The organism is Archangium sp. (assembly GCF_045802675.1).
Classification (GTDB): domain Bacteria; phylum Myxococcota; class Myxococcia; order Myxococcales; family Myxococcaceae; genus Archangium.
Genome location: NZ_JBJMQO010000046.1, coordinates 31022 through 46248 on the forward strand (window position 1 = coordinate 31022; position 15227 = coordinate 46248).

At 70.2% G+C, this 15227-nt stretch carries 13 protein-coding genes; 8 read left to right on the forward strand and 5 right to left on the reverse strand.

Going from position 1 to position 15227, the window contains the following annotated elements:
- Nucleotides 1-74: 74 nt before the first annotated feature.
- The 4 genes from ACJ8AN_RS14005 to ACJ8AN_RS14020 all read left to right on the forward strand — a co-directional run bounded on the left by ACJ8AN_RS14005 (nt 75) and on the right by ACJ8AN_RS14020 (nt 3520).
- Complete coding sequence (locus tag ACJ8AN_RS14005; protein ID WP_407755835.1) at nt 75-806, forward strand: phospholipase D-like domain-containing protein; 732 nt, start codon at nt 75-77, stop codon at nt 804-806.
- A gap of 15 nt (nt 807-821) precedes the next feature.
- On the forward strand, nt 822-1517 hold the full coding sequence (locus ACJ8AN_RS14010) for an EcsC family protein (RefSeq protein ID WP_407755836.1): 696 nt from the start codon (nt 822-824) through the stop codon (nt 1515-1517).
- A gap of 120 nt (nt 1518-1637) precedes the next feature.
- On the forward strand, nt 1638-2948 hold the full coding sequence (locus ACJ8AN_RS14015) for an adenylosuccinate synthase (protein ID WP_407755837.1): 1311 nt from the start codon (nt 1638-1640) through the stop codon (nt 2946-2948).
- A gap of 209 nt (nt 2949-3157) precedes the next feature.
- Nucleotides 3158-3520 carry a PH domain-containing protein gene (locus tag ACJ8AN_RS14020; RefSeq protein ID WP_407755889.1) on the forward strand — a complete coding sequence of 121 codons (363 nt, stop codon included), beginning with the start codon at nt 3158-3160 and terminating at the stop codon, nt 3518-3520.
- 3 nt (nt 3521-3523) lie between these two features.
- Here ACJ8AN_RS14020 and ACJ8AN_RS14025 read toward each other — a convergent pair whose 3' ends face one another.
- Nucleotides 3524-4414 carry an FHA domain-containing protein gene (locus ACJ8AN_RS14025; RefSeq protein ID WP_407755838.1) on the reverse strand — a complete coding sequence of 297 codons (891 nt, stop codon included), beginning with the start codon at nt 4412-4414 and terminating at the stop codon, nt 3524-3526.
- A 168-nt stretch (nt 4415-4582) separates the two neighbouring features.
- Here ACJ8AN_RS14025 and ACJ8AN_RS14030 point away from each other — a divergent pair, with 168 nt between their 5' ends.
- The gene (locus ACJ8AN_RS14030; protein ID WP_407755839.1) at nt 4583-5782 is read left to right on the forward strand and encodes a carbohydrate-binding family 9-like protein; all 1200 of its coding nucleotides are present in this window, start codon (nt 4583-4585) and stop codon (nt 5780-5782) included.
- 3 nt (nt 5783-5785) lie between these two features.
- Here the strand turns inward: ACJ8AN_RS14030 and ACJ8AN_RS14035 are convergent, their stop codons facing one another.
- Both ACJ8AN_RS14035 and ACJ8AN_RS14040 read right to left on the reverse strand, forming a co-directional pair.
- The gene (locus ACJ8AN_RS14035) at nt 5786-6040 is read right to left on the reverse strand and encodes a hypothetical protein (RefSeq protein WP_407755840.1); all 255 of its coding nucleotides are present in this window, start codon (nt 6038-6040) and stop codon (nt 5786-5788) included.
- Nucleotides 6041-6044: 4 nt separating this feature from the next.
- Nucleotides 6045-8558 carry a DNA internalization-related competence protein ComEC/Rec2 gene (locus ACJ8AN_RS14040; RefSeq protein WP_407755841.1) on the reverse strand — a complete coding sequence of 838 codons (2514 nt, stop codon included), beginning with the start codon at nt 8556-8558 and terminating at the stop codon, nt 6045-6047.
- Between the two features lie 167 nt (nt 8559-8725).
- Here ACJ8AN_RS14040 and ACJ8AN_RS14045 point away from each other — a divergent pair, with 167 nt between their 5' ends.
- Nucleotides 8726-9220, forward strand: a complete 495-nt coding sequence (locus tag ACJ8AN_RS14045) for a CarD family transcriptional regulator (protein ID WP_047859039.1) — start codon at nt 8726-8728, stop codon at nt 9218-9220.
- 57 nt (nt 9221-9277) lie between these two features.
- Entirely contained in the window at nt 9278-9958 is a 681-nt protein-coding gene (locus ACJ8AN_RS14050; RefSeq protein WP_407755842.1) for a hypothetical protein, read from the forward strand.
- A 6-nt stretch (nt 9959-9964) separates the two neighbouring features.
- Here the strand turns inward: ACJ8AN_RS14050 and ACJ8AN_RS14055 are convergent, their stop codons facing one another.
- Nucleotides 9965-11356, reverse strand: a complete 1392-nt coding sequence (locus tag ACJ8AN_RS14055) for an FHA domain-containing protein (RefSeq protein WP_407755843.1) — start codon at nt 11354-11356, stop codon at nt 9965-9967.
- 196 nt (nt 11357-11552) lie between these two features.
- Between ACJ8AN_RS14055 and cysS the strand changes: the two genes are divergently transcribed.
- Nucleotides 11553-13040: a cysteine--tRNA ligase gene (cysS, locus tag ACJ8AN_RS14060; RefSeq protein WP_407755844.1), complete on the forward strand. Its 1488-nt coding sequence runs from the start codon at nt 11553-11555 to the stop codon at nt 13038-13040.
- 5 nt (nt 13041-13045) lie between these two features.
- On the opposite strand, the gene ACJ8AN_RS14065 is transcribed toward cysS, so the two are convergent.
- A complete protein-coding gene (locus tag ACJ8AN_RS14065; RefSeq protein ID WP_407755845.1) occupies nt 13046-15217 on the reverse strand; it encodes an ATP-binding protein in 2172 nt (723 codons plus the stop codon).
- Nucleotides 15218-15227 lie beyond the last annotated feature (10 nt).

The following is a 15227-nucleotide window of genomic DNA, read 5'->3' on the forward strand; positions in this document are numbered from 1 at the left end:
GCGTGTCGCGGAAACCTTCGGTCCGGTTTTTCCTCTTTGGTAGGATGGAACCGCGCATCGTCCGAGGAGGGGGAGTGCACTTCCAACTCATCAACACCGAAGACACCATCAGCCGGCTGCTCTCGCTCATTCGTGAGGCCCAGGAGCGCGTCACCCTCATCAGCCCCTATGTCACGCTCGTTGCCGAGGACCGCGTGGGCAGAGCGGTGCGGGATGCGCTGAGGCGCAAGGTGAGGGTGAGCATCGTCGTCCGGCAGGACGAGCAGACGCCGCTCAAGGAGGCGTGGCTCGAGGCGATGCGGCCTCATGTCGAGGCGGGGCTTCAGTTGCACAGCGTGCCAGGTCTGCACGCCAAGCTCTACCGCTCCGAGTCCACCGTCCTCATCACCTCACTCAATCTGCTCGGCTCCTCCTTCCTCAACACGATCGAAGTGGGGCTCTGGTCGCAGGACGCGCAGGCCCTGCGCGAGGTAGACGCCTTCATCAAGCGCGAAGTCGCGCCCTACGCGCGCCTTGTCTCGCTCGACGCCAAGGCCGTCTCGGCCCCCGCTCCGAGGAAGAGCGAGCCTCGTGCTCGTCCCAAGCCCGAGCCGCAGGAAGAAGAGGACGGCTGCTGCATCCGCTGTGGCGACGACATCCCGTTCGACCCGGATCGGCCCTACTGCAGGGAGTGCTTCGCCGAGTGGGCTGAGTGGGAGAACGCGGATTATGAGGATGAGTTCTGCCACGGCTGCGGGGACTCTTACCCAGCCACCATGGCACGGCCGTTGTGCCGCGACTGCTTCCGGAAATCCGCCAGAGCTTGAACGAGGAGAAGGGACATGGCAGCCGAAGAGAACGACGACTCGAAGTTGCTCAAGTTCATTCAGCGCTGGGCCATCTTGCCGGAGGCCGCCAGGGAGATTGCGTCCAAGTACCGGCGCCAGTCCGAGTCGAAGTTCCCCAAGGACGAGCCCGCTCGCCACCAGGAGCGGGTCGCCGACAAGATCATCACCCGCTACGCGAAGCTCTCCGCCATGTTGGGCGGAGCGACGGCCCTGGTGGGAGTCGTGCCAGGTCTGGGCACTGCGCTCGCCACGCTGGGCGGGGGGCTCGCCGACACGGCTGTGTCCATGAAGTTGCAGGTGGACATGGTCTGCTGTCTTGCCGAGGCCTTTGGCTACGACCTGAACTCGCAGGACGCACGAGACCTCGCCTTCCTGATCGCCGCAGGTGGCGCCATTGAGAAGGCGGGCGAGCAACTCGGGGTGAAGCTCGCCTCCAAGGCCGGGGTTCGGCTGCTGCGTGAGTACCTCAAAGGCGCCGCGCTGCAGGCCGTGAAGGCGTTCTTCAGGCGCATCGGGATCATCTTCACCCGCAAGGCGATGGAGAAGGCCCTCCCCTTCGGGGTGGGAGTCGTCATCGGAGGGAGCGCCAACTACGCCTTGACCCACTACATCGGCGCCCAGGCCAAGGAGTGGTTCGTCCTCGACCGCGAGATGTCCGAAGCGGAACCCGGTGAGGGCCAGACGGCATGAACGGCTGACAGGGGGGCGGGGAGAGGCCGCCAGGAGTGTGGATGCACCCGTGCGTAGCCTTTCACTTCCCCCTCCATCCCGGTGACGGACCGTGGGGAAGCGTGGTAAGCGGCGCCCACTATGCCGAACGTCGTCGTCGTTGGAGCGCAGTGGGGAGATGAGGGGAAGGGCAAGGTCGTGGACCTGCTCACGGAGCACGCCCAGGTGGTCGTGCGCTTCCAGGGGGGCAACAACGCGGGCCATACCCTGGTGGTGGGCGGCCAGAAGACGGTGTTGCACCTGATTCCCTCGGGCATCCTCCATGCCGGGAAGACCTGTGTCATCGGCAACGGGGTGGTGGTGGATCCCGCGGTGCTGGTGAAGGAGCTCGACGCCCTCAAGGAGCGCGGCTTCCTCAAGGACGACTCGCACTTCCTCATCTCGGACAACGCGCACGTCATCTTCCCGTGGCACAAGCTGCTGGACAGCTACCGCGAGAAGGCGCGCGGCGTGAGCGCCATCGGCACCACGGGGCGGGGCATCGGCCCGGCCTACGAGGACAAGGTGGCGCGCCGGGGCATCCGCGTGCGCGACCTGCTCCACCCGGAGCGGCTGCGCAAGCGCATCGACGAGCGGCTCCCGGGCGTGCGCGACGAGCTGCGCGAGCTGTGCCGCGCCGCCAACGAGCAGGCCCCCGAGCTGGACGCGCAGAAGTACCAGGAGGAGTTCTGCGCACTGGGCGAGCGGCTGCGCCCCTACGTGCACGACGTGTCGCTCTACCTCGCGGGCCAGGTGCAGCGCGGGGCGCGCATCCTCTTCGAGGGCGCCCAGGGCACGCTGCTGGACGTGGACCATGGCACCTACCCCTTCGTCACCAGCTCCAACTGCGTGGCGGGCAACGCGGCGGTGGGCTCGGGCCTGGGCCCCACCACCATCGACAAGGTGATGGGCATCAGCAAGGCCTACACCACGCGCGTGGGCGGCGGCCCCTTCCCCACGGAGCTGACGGACGAGACGGGGGACCGGCTGCGCAAGGTGGGTGACGAGTTCGGCGCCACCACGGGCCGTCCGCGCCGCTGCGGCTGGCTGGACGGCGTGGTGCTGCGCTACGCGGTGCGCGTGAATGGCCTGTGGGGCATGGCGCTCACGAAGCTGGACGTGCTCTCCGGCCTCAAGACGCTGCAGATCTGCAACGCCTACGAGCTGGACGGCAAGCGCATCACCGAGCTGCCCGGGGACTACGAGGACCTGGCGCGCGTCAAGCCCGTCTACGAGACGCTGAACGGCTGGGACGAGAAGCTCGCCGGGGTGCGCACCTTCGACGAGCTGCCGGAGAACGCCAAGCGCTACGTGCGCCGCGTGGAGGAGATCTGTGGGGTGCCCGTGGTGTGCATCTCCGTGGGCGCGGACCGCGGCGAGACGGTGCTGCTGCAGAACCCCTTCCGGGGCTGATCGCCCGGGCCGGACAGCCCCGCCCCTGAGGAACTCCGGACAATCGGAGTTCCCAGGAAGTCGTCCTGTGGACTCCTCCCCTGCCTGCTCAGCAGGGGAACGGGTGGCACGGGTCAGACCCCCGCCTTAGCTTTCGAGGCATGAACAGGGGCGATGCGAAGGCTGCTGGAAAGCAGGTGTTCCGCCCACACGCAGTGCTCGCGGCCATCATGGGCGCCGCGACGCTGCTCTGGCTGGGCGTGCTGTTGTACCTCCTCCGCTTCAACGGAGTCCCGGTCCAGACGTTCCTCTCAGCGGTCTTCTTCGTCCTCTTCTTCGGCGTGTCGGTGACGTACTACAGCCGCACGCGAATCGTGGTGGACTCGGGAGGCATGACGTACCGGGGCATGGTGCGCACGCGGCGCTTCACCTTCGACGACATCCGCAAGGTGGAGGTGCTGCCCGGGCCGGTGACGGTGTACGCCGTGCGCGGCAACCGGGGCCTCGTGCACTTCACCAGCCTCTTCGCGCACCACCGCCACCTGGCGCGGCTGCTCATCGAGCGCTCCGGCCTCTCGCCCTTCCGCGCCTGAGGCTCACGCCGCCAGGGCGTAGGTGGCGAGCAGCCCCACCAGGGCCAGCGCCGCCCCGAGGCCGATCAGCCACCACTCCCAGCGCACCCGCGAGCGCTCCGGCACGTTCTCGCCGGAGAGCGTCGCGGGTGTGTCGTTTCCGGCGGGTTGCCCGGCCTGCGTCTCGGCTGGGGCGGCGGTGGGCTCCGGCGCGGGCTCGGGAGGGGTGGGCGGGCTCTCCTTCGGGGGTGGAGGGGGCTCGGCCATGGGGGCCTGGTAGCGCAGCAGCGTGCGGCCCAGCTCGATGACGTCGCCTTCGTGGAGGGGGGCGGGCGTCTCCACCCGCTGGCCGTTGAGGTAGACGCCATTGGGGCTGTCCAGGTCCTCCAGGAGGAAGGTGCCCTCCTGGTGGCGGATGCGCGCGTGGCGGCGCGACACGGCGATGTCCCTCAGGCGCACGGACATCTCGAGGCCCCGGCCGAGCTCGGTGCTCGCCTCGGCGAGCGCGAAGGTGCGGCCCACGTCCGCCCCGGTGAGGCAGAGCAGGGCGGCGGCTCGCGAGGGCGGCGGCTCGCCGGTGTCCATCAGCAGGTGCTTGAGCACGGCCATGGTGCCCACCTGCCGCTCGGTGTCTCCTCCGGATTCCCTCACCTTCAGGCTCATGCCCTCGGGCAGGCCCAGCCCCTCGCCCGGCAGCACGAGCCGAGGCACTCCCGGCGGCACCATCACGCCCCCCACCGTGAAGGTGCGCGTGGCCTCCACCATGAGGCGTTGGTTCTCGATGCGCAGCGTCAACAGGCCCGGGGGGAGCCCCTCCAGCCGCACATGGTCCTCGGCGCCACCGCCCAGCAGGTGGACGCCCTCGGGCAGCTCGAAGGGAGTGGAGGTGCCCAGGTGCTCGAATTCGAAGTGCATGGTGCCGGGCGAGGCAGCAAGCCGGGTGCCGGTGGCGGCGCGCGGAATCGCGGGAGGTTGTCTCCTCCTGGCCGTCCCATCCCCGGGCCGCCGTCCACGTGAGCGGACGGAACGGGAGTCCCTTCTCCGAGACATCGGCCAGAGGGGGGCCTAGGATTCGCGGCCCCGATGCGCCCCGCCTCCCGCCTCCTGACGCTGCTGACGCTCACGCTGCTCGCCACCGCCTGCCGCGACGAGCAGGCCGGCCCGAAGCCCCGCGACAAGGCCCTGCCTCCGCCCACCCAGGCGCGCGTGTTGGATGCAGCGCCGGCGGACCTGACGTATCGCAGTGGGGCCACGTTCGCGGGGGGCTCGGTGCGCTACCTCGGCACGCGCATCACCCCGCCGGTGGCGGTGCCCGGCCAGCAGGTGCAGCTCGCGCACTACTTCGAGGCCCTGCGCCCCATGCCCCAGGGCTGGGAGTTCTTCGTGCACGTGGTGGACCCCGCCACCGGGCAGATGATGATCAACGCCGACCACGCCTTCGCGGGCGGCGCGGCCCCGTTGGGCTCCTGGCCCGTGGGCAAGGTGGTGGAGGACGTGCACACGGTGCCGATGCCTCCGGCGCCGGGCCGCGTGGTGCTCGGTTTCTGGCAGGGCGAGTCGCGCCTCGCGGTGGATGACCCGAACGCGCACCGGGGCGACAACCGGATGTTCGGCCCGGAGCTCGGCGGCTCCCTCCCGGCGCTGCCCGAGTACACCGTGCACCGCGCGGCGAAGGCGCCCGTCATCGACGGCGAGCTCGAGGACGCGGCATGGAAGGCCGCCGCTCCGGTGGTGCTGCGCGGCAGCTTCGATGGCCGCCCGGCCTCGCTGCGCACCGAGGCGCGGCTGACGTACGACGACCAGAACCTCTACGTCGCCTTCGATGTGGAGGACCCGGATATCTGGGGCACCTACCGCAACCGCGACGAGTCCATCTACGAGCAGGAGGTGGTGGAGATCTTCCTCGACGCCAACGCGGACGGGCGCACCTACAACGAGCTCGAGGTGTCTCCGCACAACGTCATCTTCGACGCCTACTTCCCCGCGCGCCGGCAGGGGATGGACCTGAGCTGGGACTCGGGGATGAAGACGGCGGTGAAGGTGCGCGGCACGCTCGACGACCCGGGGGACCGGGACGAGGGCTGGCGCGTGGAGCTGAAGATTCCCTTCGCCCGGCTGGCCGAGGTGCCCCACATTCCGCCGAAGAAGGGCGAGCGCTGGCGCTTCAACCTCTACCGGCTGGAGCACGTGGGGCGGCAGCGGGTGGAAGGGCAGGCCTTCTCGCCCCTGTTCATCGGGGACTTCCACGCGCTGCCGCGCTTCGGGTGGCTCGTCTTCGAGTAGCGGCTACGAGTGGGGAGAAATCTCCCAGTGGGCGTCCGCGACGGAACGCTCGGTGGGGTCTCCGAGGAAGCGCAGGAAGCCGCGCGCCTCGAGGGTGTCGATGAGCTCCTCGGCTTCGTACTGGGAGTAGCCCTTCGTATCCACGAGCATGTCGCGCATGAGCGCCTTGCCGCGCAGGTAGCCCACGGGCTCGCCCGGGGCGAGCATGTGCTTCAAGTCAGCGGTGAGCTGACGCAGATCGAGGTCGTCGGAAATCATCGCCTCAAGGGTGGTGATGGGCGGCCACGGGGGCAACCGGACCCGGGGACAGCGGAGCCTCGGGCGTCAGGAAGGTACTCAGGCGGACATCATGGCCGTCGCTCTCCAGGGTGATGGCGCCGTGCACGTCCGTGCGAAGGCACTCGGTGCCCAGTGTCGGGTAGCGCGCTTCCACCTCCGGGTGGGGAAAGCCGAAGCGGTTGCGGCGGCCCACGCAGAAGACGACGAAGCGGGGCCGCAGCCGCGCGAGGAAGTCCGGCGTGGACGAGGTGCGCGAGCCATGGTGCGGCGCCTTCATTACCGTCACCGGCCCGAGCCTTCCACTGGCGAGCAGCGCGGCCTCGCCGTCGGCCTCCACGTCGCCGGGCAGCAGCACGGTGACGTCGCCATGGCGCACGAGCAGCACCACGCTCTTGTCGTTCACGCCCTCCAGGAGCTCGCGGTCCTCGGGCGGGCCGAGCACCTCCAGGGTCGCCTCCCCCAGCACGTAGGAGGGGTGCCCGAGCTGTACCTCCTCCACCCGCGCGCCGGTGGCCGCGGCGATGAGCTGCTTCGACAGGGCGCCGTCCGTGCTGCCCGCGGAGAGCCAGAGGCGCTCGGTGGGCACCTGCCCCAGCGCGGAGATGAGCCCGAGCGCATGGTCCGGGTGCGGATGCGAGAGGACGGCGAGGTCCAACCTCTCCACCCGTGAGGCGTGCAGGAAGGGGACGACGACGCGCAGCCCCGGGTCCGCGCCACCGGGCACGCCGCCGCCATCGATGAGGGCATGGTGCCCGCCGGAGCTGAGCACCACCGAGTCCCCCTGGCCCACGGAGAGGAAGGTGATGCGCAGGCCGGGCTCGGGGACGAGCCGGGGCACGACGAAGACGAGCGCCAGCCCCAGGGGCGTGAGCAGCCCACCCAGACGCCAGTGCCGCTCGCCGAGGGCCCAGCACGCGAGCCCCGCGCCGTAGAGCAGCGAGGCCGCGAGGCCGAAGGCGGGCAGGTCCAGGGTGGCCAGCGGCACGTGCGCGAAGAAGCGGGTGAGCCATATGAGCACCTGCGAGGCCCACGCACCGCCCCACAGCAGCGGGGTGGCCAGCACGGGCGACACGACATAGAGCGCCGCACCGCCCGCGGCGAAGCCGGTGAGCAGGCCGCACAGGGGCATGCACACGATGTTGGAGACGAGCCCCGCGAGGCTCGCGCGCCCGAAGGTGGCCGACACCAGGGGCAGGCTGGCCAGTGTCGCCGCGGCGCTCGCGCAGAACGTCTCCAGCACCGTCTCGCGGGTGCTCGCGAGCAGGCGCTTGAGGCGGTGTTCCTCTTGCGGATCGGGCGGCGGGATGGGGAGGGCCTCGCGCAGGGCGGGGGTGAGCAGCAGCAGGCTGAAGACGGCGAGGAAGGAGAGCTGCAGCGACAGGTCCACGACGCTCGAGGGCGCCCAGGCGACGAGCAGTGCACCGGCGGCGGCGAGGCAGTTGAGCCCATCGGCCCGCCGCCAGAGGGCGAGCCCCAGCAGCACCACCGTGGCCATCACCGCCGAGCGCACCGCCGGAGGCTGGTTGCCGGTGAAGACGACGTAGGCCCAGACGAAGGGCACCGCGGCGGGGGCGGCCAGGCGGCGGGCATCCACGCGGCGCAGGCCCCGCAGCCGGGCTCCGGCCCACACCATGCCCCGGCGCAGCAGGGCCAGCGTCATGAGCGCGAGCGCCGCCACGTGCAGCCCACTCACGCTGAGTACGTGCGCGAGCCCACTCCGCGAGAAGTCCTCCTCCAGGCCGTCATCGAGCGCGGCGCGCTGTCCGGCGGCCAGGGTGAGGAAGAGGGCCGCGGCCTCGGGCGAGGGGGACACGGCGCGCACCGCCTCCGAGAGCTCCTCCTGCGTGCGCACCAACCGCTGCCGCCAGGGCGGTGCGGGGGAGAGCACCAGCATCCCCGTGCCCTGGAAGCTGCCGCTGAAGACGAGCCCCTGCCGCCGCCGTTTCTCGGAGAAATCCTTTTCTCCGGGGTTCAAGGCGGACTCGAGCGGTTTGAGCCGGGCCTCCACGCGGAGGCGCTGGCCGGGCAGCAGCGGGGGCGTCTCGCCGTGGGCGTAGAGCTGGGCGTGGAAGCGGGCGGGGCTGCCCGTCCCCCGGCCCACGCGGGCCACCGCCAGGAGGACGCGGGTGGAGTCCTCGAAGCGCTCCACTCGCTCCACCTCGCCCTCCAGCACCGCGCCGCCCCCCTCCTCGAGCGACAGGGCCGCCGGCACATCCGCCCCGGCCTCTAGCGAGGCGAGCCCCGCGCCGGTGAGCCCCAGACAGAGGAGCACGCCCAGATGGGCACCAGGCAGGCGGGCGAGCCATAGGCAGGCAGCACCCACGGCTGATGCCGCCATAAGCTGGAATAATCCACCAGAGGCGTTCGTTTTGAGACCCAACCCCGCGCCGAGCATCAAGCTCACAGCAGGGAAGAACAAAGGACGCGCGGTCAGATCGCGCCACGAGTAACGGCCCACCCTCCACCCCCCAACCCCATCCGTCCCGTCATGGTGCATCGCCCTACCGAGCGAGCGCACACACCCAAAGCGCCCCACGCTAGTCGGGAAAATCCGGGCGGGTCAAGGCTTCAATGTTGCTGCAAGGGGTGAATTGTGGTACCTGTGGTGCGCTTTCCAGGGCCGGGTGTCGAGTCGAGCCAAGCCATCCCAAGGAGGCGGTACGAGTGCAGACGAGCTTCAAGACCGGCGATAAGGCTGTCTACCCCGGGCAGGGTGTGGGCGAGGTGATGGGCATCGAGCACACCGAGGTCGCCGGGCAGCGCCAGTCGTTCTATGTGCTGCGCATCCTGGAGAATGGGATGCGGATCATGATCCCAATCAACAAGGTGGGCTCGGTCGGCCTCCGGGAGATCATCAGCGAGGAGGACGTCAAGCAGGTCTACTCCATCCTGAAGGAGAAGGACATCTCGGTGGACTCGACGACGTGGAACCGTCGCTACCGGGAGTACATGGAGAAGATCAAGACGGGTTCCGTGTTCGAGATCGCCGAAGTGCTGCGCGACCTCTATCTGCTGAAGGGAGACAAGGATCTGTCTTTCGGCGAGCGCAAGATGCTGGACACGGCGCGCTCGCTGCTGATCAAGGAGCTGTCGCTGGCCAAGGACTGCACCGAGGAAGAGATCGAGTCGGACCTGAAGAAGATCTTCAACCTCGCCTGAGAGCCCTCGGGTGGAGGTAGAAAGCCCCGGTTCCCCCAGTGGGAGCCGGGGTTTTTCATGTCCAGGGAGCAGCTTCAGGAGGAGCGGGACGAGCGCATCGCGCAGCTGGAGGCGCGGTTGGCGCGGCGTGGGGTGGGGGTGAGGGCGCCGGTGCTGGTGCTGGCGATGGTGGTGGGCGGGGTGCTGCTGGGGATGGTGTGGAAGGACGTGGCGTACTTCTTCTCGCCGCGGACGCCGCTGACGCTGGGCTCGGAGGGGGCGTACCGGTACGAGCTGCTGGAGTCCAACCGCTACGTGCAGTTGCATGGAATCCCCACTTCGCGAGGTGCCTACGGGCGCGAGGGCGAGGGCGTCTACGTGGTGGTGGGGCTGCGCGAGTCGCCGTTCCTGGTGCGCCGGGGAGCGCTGCCCGGGGAGGAGTGGGCGCCGGGCCAGGTGCCGAGACAACCCGACCAGAGGCCCTTCGGAGTCCGGGGGAGGCTGTTGACGGAGGCGGACGCGGAGCGCTACCGCGACGGCTTCCGGCTGCTGAGGGAGATGGGCGAGGTGCAGCCGAAGGACGGCCAGCTCTGGATTGTCGTGGAGGGAGAGCGGCCCGGAGCGGACAAGGGGGTGCTCTGGGTGACGCTCCTGCTGCTGTCCTTCATCGGGGCGAACGGGGCGTTGCTGATCCGGAGCTTCAGAAGTTGCTCGAAAACGCGACCGGCAGGTCCCCCCTGTCCTGATGGAGGGGCTTGAAGGCGCTCAACGTTGGCTGCCCTGCGAGCTCCCGGCCTGCGAGTGCGCCAGCGCCAGCGCCTTGCGAATCCGCGGCGCGAAGGCGCCCCAGCCCTTGGCGAGCTGCTGATCGAGTTCGAGCGCGGCGGAGAGGTGCTGGATGGCGGAAGCGGAGTCCCCGGCCGTCAGGGCGGAGTTGCCCGCGCTCCACTCGGCCTGGAAGCGCGTGAGCGTGGTGGCCAGCTCGTTCAGGTGCGCACGCCGGGCCATCGACAGGGCCGAGTCGACGTTCCCGGACTCGTAGAGGGAGAGGGCCTCGGACTCTGCCTCCGCATCCGGAACCGCGGCCTCGGTGGAAGCCGCCGGAGCGGCGCTGGCGGCGGGCGCGGACGGCCTGGCTACGGTGGCCTTGCGTTGCGGGGGAGCCGGGGCCTTCGGGGCCTCGAGCTTCCCGGGCCCGGCGATGGCCGAAGCACTGAGCGAACGCGCTCCCGTGGCCCCGCGCACCTTCCCGGCTGGAGTCGCGGGAGCCGGAGTGGGCACGGGGGGCGTGGCGACGGGAGGCTCGTCGACGGTGCGGAGGACCTCGGGACGCGCGGCCGGCTCGGGCGGGACAGCCACCTCCTCGGGGACGGGCGCCCCGGGCACCTCGGCCGCCTGCCGGGCCTCGAGCGTCTCCGAGGGTTGGGCGGGCTCGGAGCGCGAGCGTGCCAGCCGCACGGCGCCGAGCGTGAGGAACACGGCCACGAGCGAACCCGTGGCGGCGGCGAGCAGCATGAGGCGGCGGGCGCCCAGGCGCGCCCGGAGCGGGGAGCTGGGCCGGCTGGAGGCGGTGCGAGGGTGCTCGGGGAGGGCGCCCGGCCCGCGCACCCGGAGGAGCGCGTTGCCCAGGGCGAGCTCATCTCCGGAGTGGAGCTCGAGCTCGGAGGCGAGGCGGGTGCGGTTGACGTAGGTGCCGTTCTGGCTGCCCAGGTCCTTCAGGGTGAGGCGGTCGCCGTGGCGGGTGAGCTGGGCGTGGCGGCGGCTGATGGAGGGGTGCTGCAGACGCAGGTCCGAGGTGGACGCCCGGCCGAGCACGAGCACGCCCTGCTTGAGGGGGACGAGCTGGCCGGCGCCGGGGCCTCGCTCGACGTAGAGGAAGGCGGGGGAGTGGCCGGGGTCCTCGTACTCGCCGGAGTCGAAGCGGGGGGCCAGCTCGCGGTCGCGCGGGGGACGGGGAGCGCCACCGGGGCCGCGGCGGGGGGCCCGGCGGGGGCCGGCGGGGAATTGGGGGACGCGCTGGGGGCGGGGGTCATCCGCCTGGAGGGGGACGACCTCGTCGTCGTCGAAGGGGAGCTCGACCTCCGGTTCCGGGCGCGACGCCGTATCCCCCGGAGGCCGGGGCGAGCGGGGCGGGCGCTTGGGATTGGGAGGACTCATGGGGCGCATTCTCCCAGATTCGAGGGCCGGCGGAGATGGGGGCAGGCGGCGGAGGGGGAGGATAGTCCTTTTTCGGCCCTCCGGAGTGCGCACCTAGCATCAGTGTTCTCTCACAGTGTCAGGCATTTGTGGTCCGGACCGTGGGGAAGTCCTAGAGTCCGGCTTTCCATCCCCGGACTGGCGGAGGTTCGCGAACGTGGCCGCAGCATCGATTCGCCTCTTCAACACGATGACGATGCAGAAGGAGCCCCTGGAGCCGGCGGTGCCGGGCAAGCTGGGGGTGTATGTCTGCGGCCCGACGGTCTACAGCTACATCCACATCGGCAACGCGCGGACGTTCACGTCCTTCGACGTGGTGGTGCGCTACCTGCGCTACCGCGGCTTCGACGTGAAGTACGTGCGCAACTACACCGACGTGGATGACAAGATCATCAAGGCCGCCCACGAGACGGGCGAGCAGCCGGTGGAGCTGGCGGCGCGCTTCGTCAAGGTGTTCCAGGAGGACGCGCGGGCGCTGCACCTCTTGGAGCCGGACGTCTCGCCCAGGGTGAGCGACCACCTGGCGGAGATCATCGCCATCATCGGGAAGCTGGTGGCGCGGGGCGTGGCGTACGAGTCCCAGGGGGACGTGTACTTCTCGGTGAGGAAGTACCCGGAGTACGCGAAGCTGTCCAAGCGCAACCTGGACGACCTGTGCGCGGGCGAGCGGGTGCATCCGGGCGAGCAGAAGCACGAGCCGCTGGACTTCGCGCTGTGGAAGGCGGCCAAGCCGGGCGAGCCCGCGTGGGACAGCCCGTGGGGCAAGGGCCGGCCGGGCTGGCACATCGAGTGCTCGGCGATGAGCGCGCGCTACCTCGGGGAGACGTTCGACATCCACGGCGGGGCGTTGGATCTCATCTTCCCCCACCACGAGAACGAGATCGCCCAGAGCGAGGCGGCGAGCGGCAAGACGTTCGCGCGCTACTGGATGCACTGCGGCTTCCTCGACCTCGAGGGGGCGAAGATGTCCAAGTCGCTCGGGAACGTGGTGCGGCTGAGGGACGCGCTGGAGAAGGTGGACCCGGAGGCGCTGCGCTTCTTCTTCCTGTCGACGCACTACCGGCACCCGTTGGCCTTCGCGGACAAGGGCCTGGCGGATGCGGAGCAGCGCATGGAGTACTTCTACGAGACGCTGCGCAAGGTGGACGAGCGCGTGGGCGGGAAGGACTTCGGCCAGGGGGCGCTGTACGGCGAGCCGGCGAAGTTCCTCACCGAGTTCGAGTCGCAGATGGACGACGACTTCAACTCGGCGGGAGCGCTGGGTGCGCTGTCGGGACTGTTCGCGCAGATGAACGAGCTGACGGACAAGCCGCCGGTGAAGGACAAGGCGCAGGTGGGGCGCACGCTGCGGACGTTGCGCGAAACGGTGCGCAAGGTGTCCGGAGTCCTGGGCGTGTTCGAGGACGAGCCGGCGCACTGGCTGTTGCGGCGGCGGGACCGCGCGGTGAAGGAGCGGGGCATCGACGTGGCGAAGGTGGAGCAGCTGCTCCAGGCGCGAGCGGATGCACGCAAGGCGAAGAACTTCGCGGAGGCGGACCGGCTGCGCGAGGAGCTCAAGGCGCTCGGAGTGGAGAGCATGGACGCGGCGGGAGGCACGGTGTGGAAGGTCGCGCCGGCCACGCCCCCCGAGTCACCGGGCGCCTGAACGGCTCACGCGGGTCGAAAGGGAAGCTCGAGCGTGAAGGTGGCGCCGAGCCCCGGCCCCTCGCTCTGAACACGCAAGGACCCCTCCAGCTCCTGGGCCGCCAGCGCGCTGGAGTGCAGGCCAAACCCGTTCCCGTCCTGCCGGGTCGTGAACCCGTACTGGAAGATGCGCGTGTGCAGCTCCGGCGCGATGCCCACGCCGTTGTCCTGGACGACGATGCGGACGCGGCCCTCGGGGGCGCGCTCCAACCTCACGCTCAGGCGCCGCTCGTCCCGCGACACCTCATCCAGCGCGTACCCGGCGTTGCTGATGAGGTTGACGAGGATCATCAGCACCTTGTGCCGGTCGGTGAGCACGGGAGGAAGGGACTCGAGGCTCCGTTCCACCTTCACCCGCTGGCGGCTGAGCCCGGCGCCGTTGATGCGCAGCGCGTCCTCCACGAGGCCCGACAGGAGGACGGGCTCGTGCACCTGGGGAATCCGCGCGTAGCGCTGTTGCACCTTGACGATCTCACCGATGTGCTCGGTGTGGCGGCCCACGTCCTCGAGCAACGAGAGGAGCTCCTGGCGCTCGTCGAGCAGGTTCTGTCCCAGCGTGTGCAGGAAGGGCCGCACGTTGCGGCCGCGAGGGTCCTCGGTGAGGAAGGGGCCGAGGCCGGACGGGTTCTCCTCGAGCAGTTCCGCCACGCGTCCCACCTGCTCGAGCCGCAGCGCGCCGAGGCGCTCCCGGGCGACCTGGGCCGAGGTATAGACGTGGGTGAGCACGTTGCCCACGTTGTGCAGCACGTTGGTGGCGACCTCGGCCATGCCGGCCCGGCGCGCCGTCTGGACGAGCTGCTGCTGAATGTCCTTCAGCTCGTGGGTGCGCTCCTCCACGCGCTGCTCGAGCGTCTCGTTGGCGTGGCGCAGGGACACCTCGCGCCGTTGCACCTCGTCGGCCATGCGGCGGAAGGCGAGGGCGAGCTGCCCCAGCTCATCCTCTCGCGAGGTGTCGAGCTCGACGTGGAAGTCCCCGGAGGCCACGTGGCTGGTGGCCTGGCTGAAGGCCAGCAGGGGGCGGGTGACCTGCCGGCGCAGCACCCAGGACATGATGGCCAGCTCCAGCAGCAGCGACACCACGCCGAGCAGCAACACGACGCGCGCGGCGTGGAAGGCGGGGCGGGACACCTCGCGCTCGGGGAGCACGGTGATGAAGTTCCAGCCCGGGCCCTTGAGCCGCGCCACGGCGAGGTACTCCTGGTGCTCGGGCAGCTCCAGCACGCGCGCGCCGGGGGCGCGGTTCCTCACCCGCTCGAAGATGTTCCAGGTGTGGGCCGCGAGCTCCGGGTCCACGCCCCCGGTCTTCAACCCGGGATGGGCGATGACCTGGCCGTCGTCGCGGAGGATGACGTTGTACGCACCGGGCAGGTGCTCCCCGAGGGTGCGCTTCATCAACTCATCGAGGAGCACGTCATGGCCGATCGTCATGACATGGCGGCCGTCCAGGTCCACCGGCGTGGAGGCCGTCACCAGCCGGCTGTGGCTGACGGGCTCCTCGTAGATGGCGGTCCAGCTCGTCCGCCTTCGTGGGTTGTTCTCCGGCAGGCTGGAGACGACGTACTCCAGCTGGGTGAACACATCATCGGGCCCGGCGTCGTGGGAGTAGGTGGGGCTGGCGGGCCAGAAGATGATGTTGGCGCCCTCGGGCAGCGTGATGAAGGTGTCCGTGAAGCGCGTGAGGAAGGTGGGCCCGTACTGGTTGAGCACGTCGTGGGCGGCGAGGATGCGCCGGCGCAGGTCCGGGTCGAGCCGGATGCGCTTGGGGACATAGACGCCCGCCATCCGCGTACCGTCGAAGCCCTCGAGGCGGGAGCGGACCGAGCCGTCGGGCATGCGCGTGAACAGGCGCTCGAAGCGGGCCTCCACCTCCTCTGGCCGGAGCGCGCGGAGCCGCTCCTGGAGGGCCTTCACGAGGAGGGCATGGTTGTCCTCGGCGAGGACGAAGATGGCGTCCTCGCGCTCGACGCGCTCCGAGACATGCTGCTGCAGCCGCGCGAGCGCCTGGGTGCGCAGGGTGCGGGACATGTGCACGTAGCTGAAGAGCGTGGTCAGCACGATGACCACCGCGATGCGCACGCCCATCTGGATGAGCGTGGCGCGTGCGAGGGGGGCGCGAGGAGCGGACGGATTCTCGGACATGCTTGCGGCG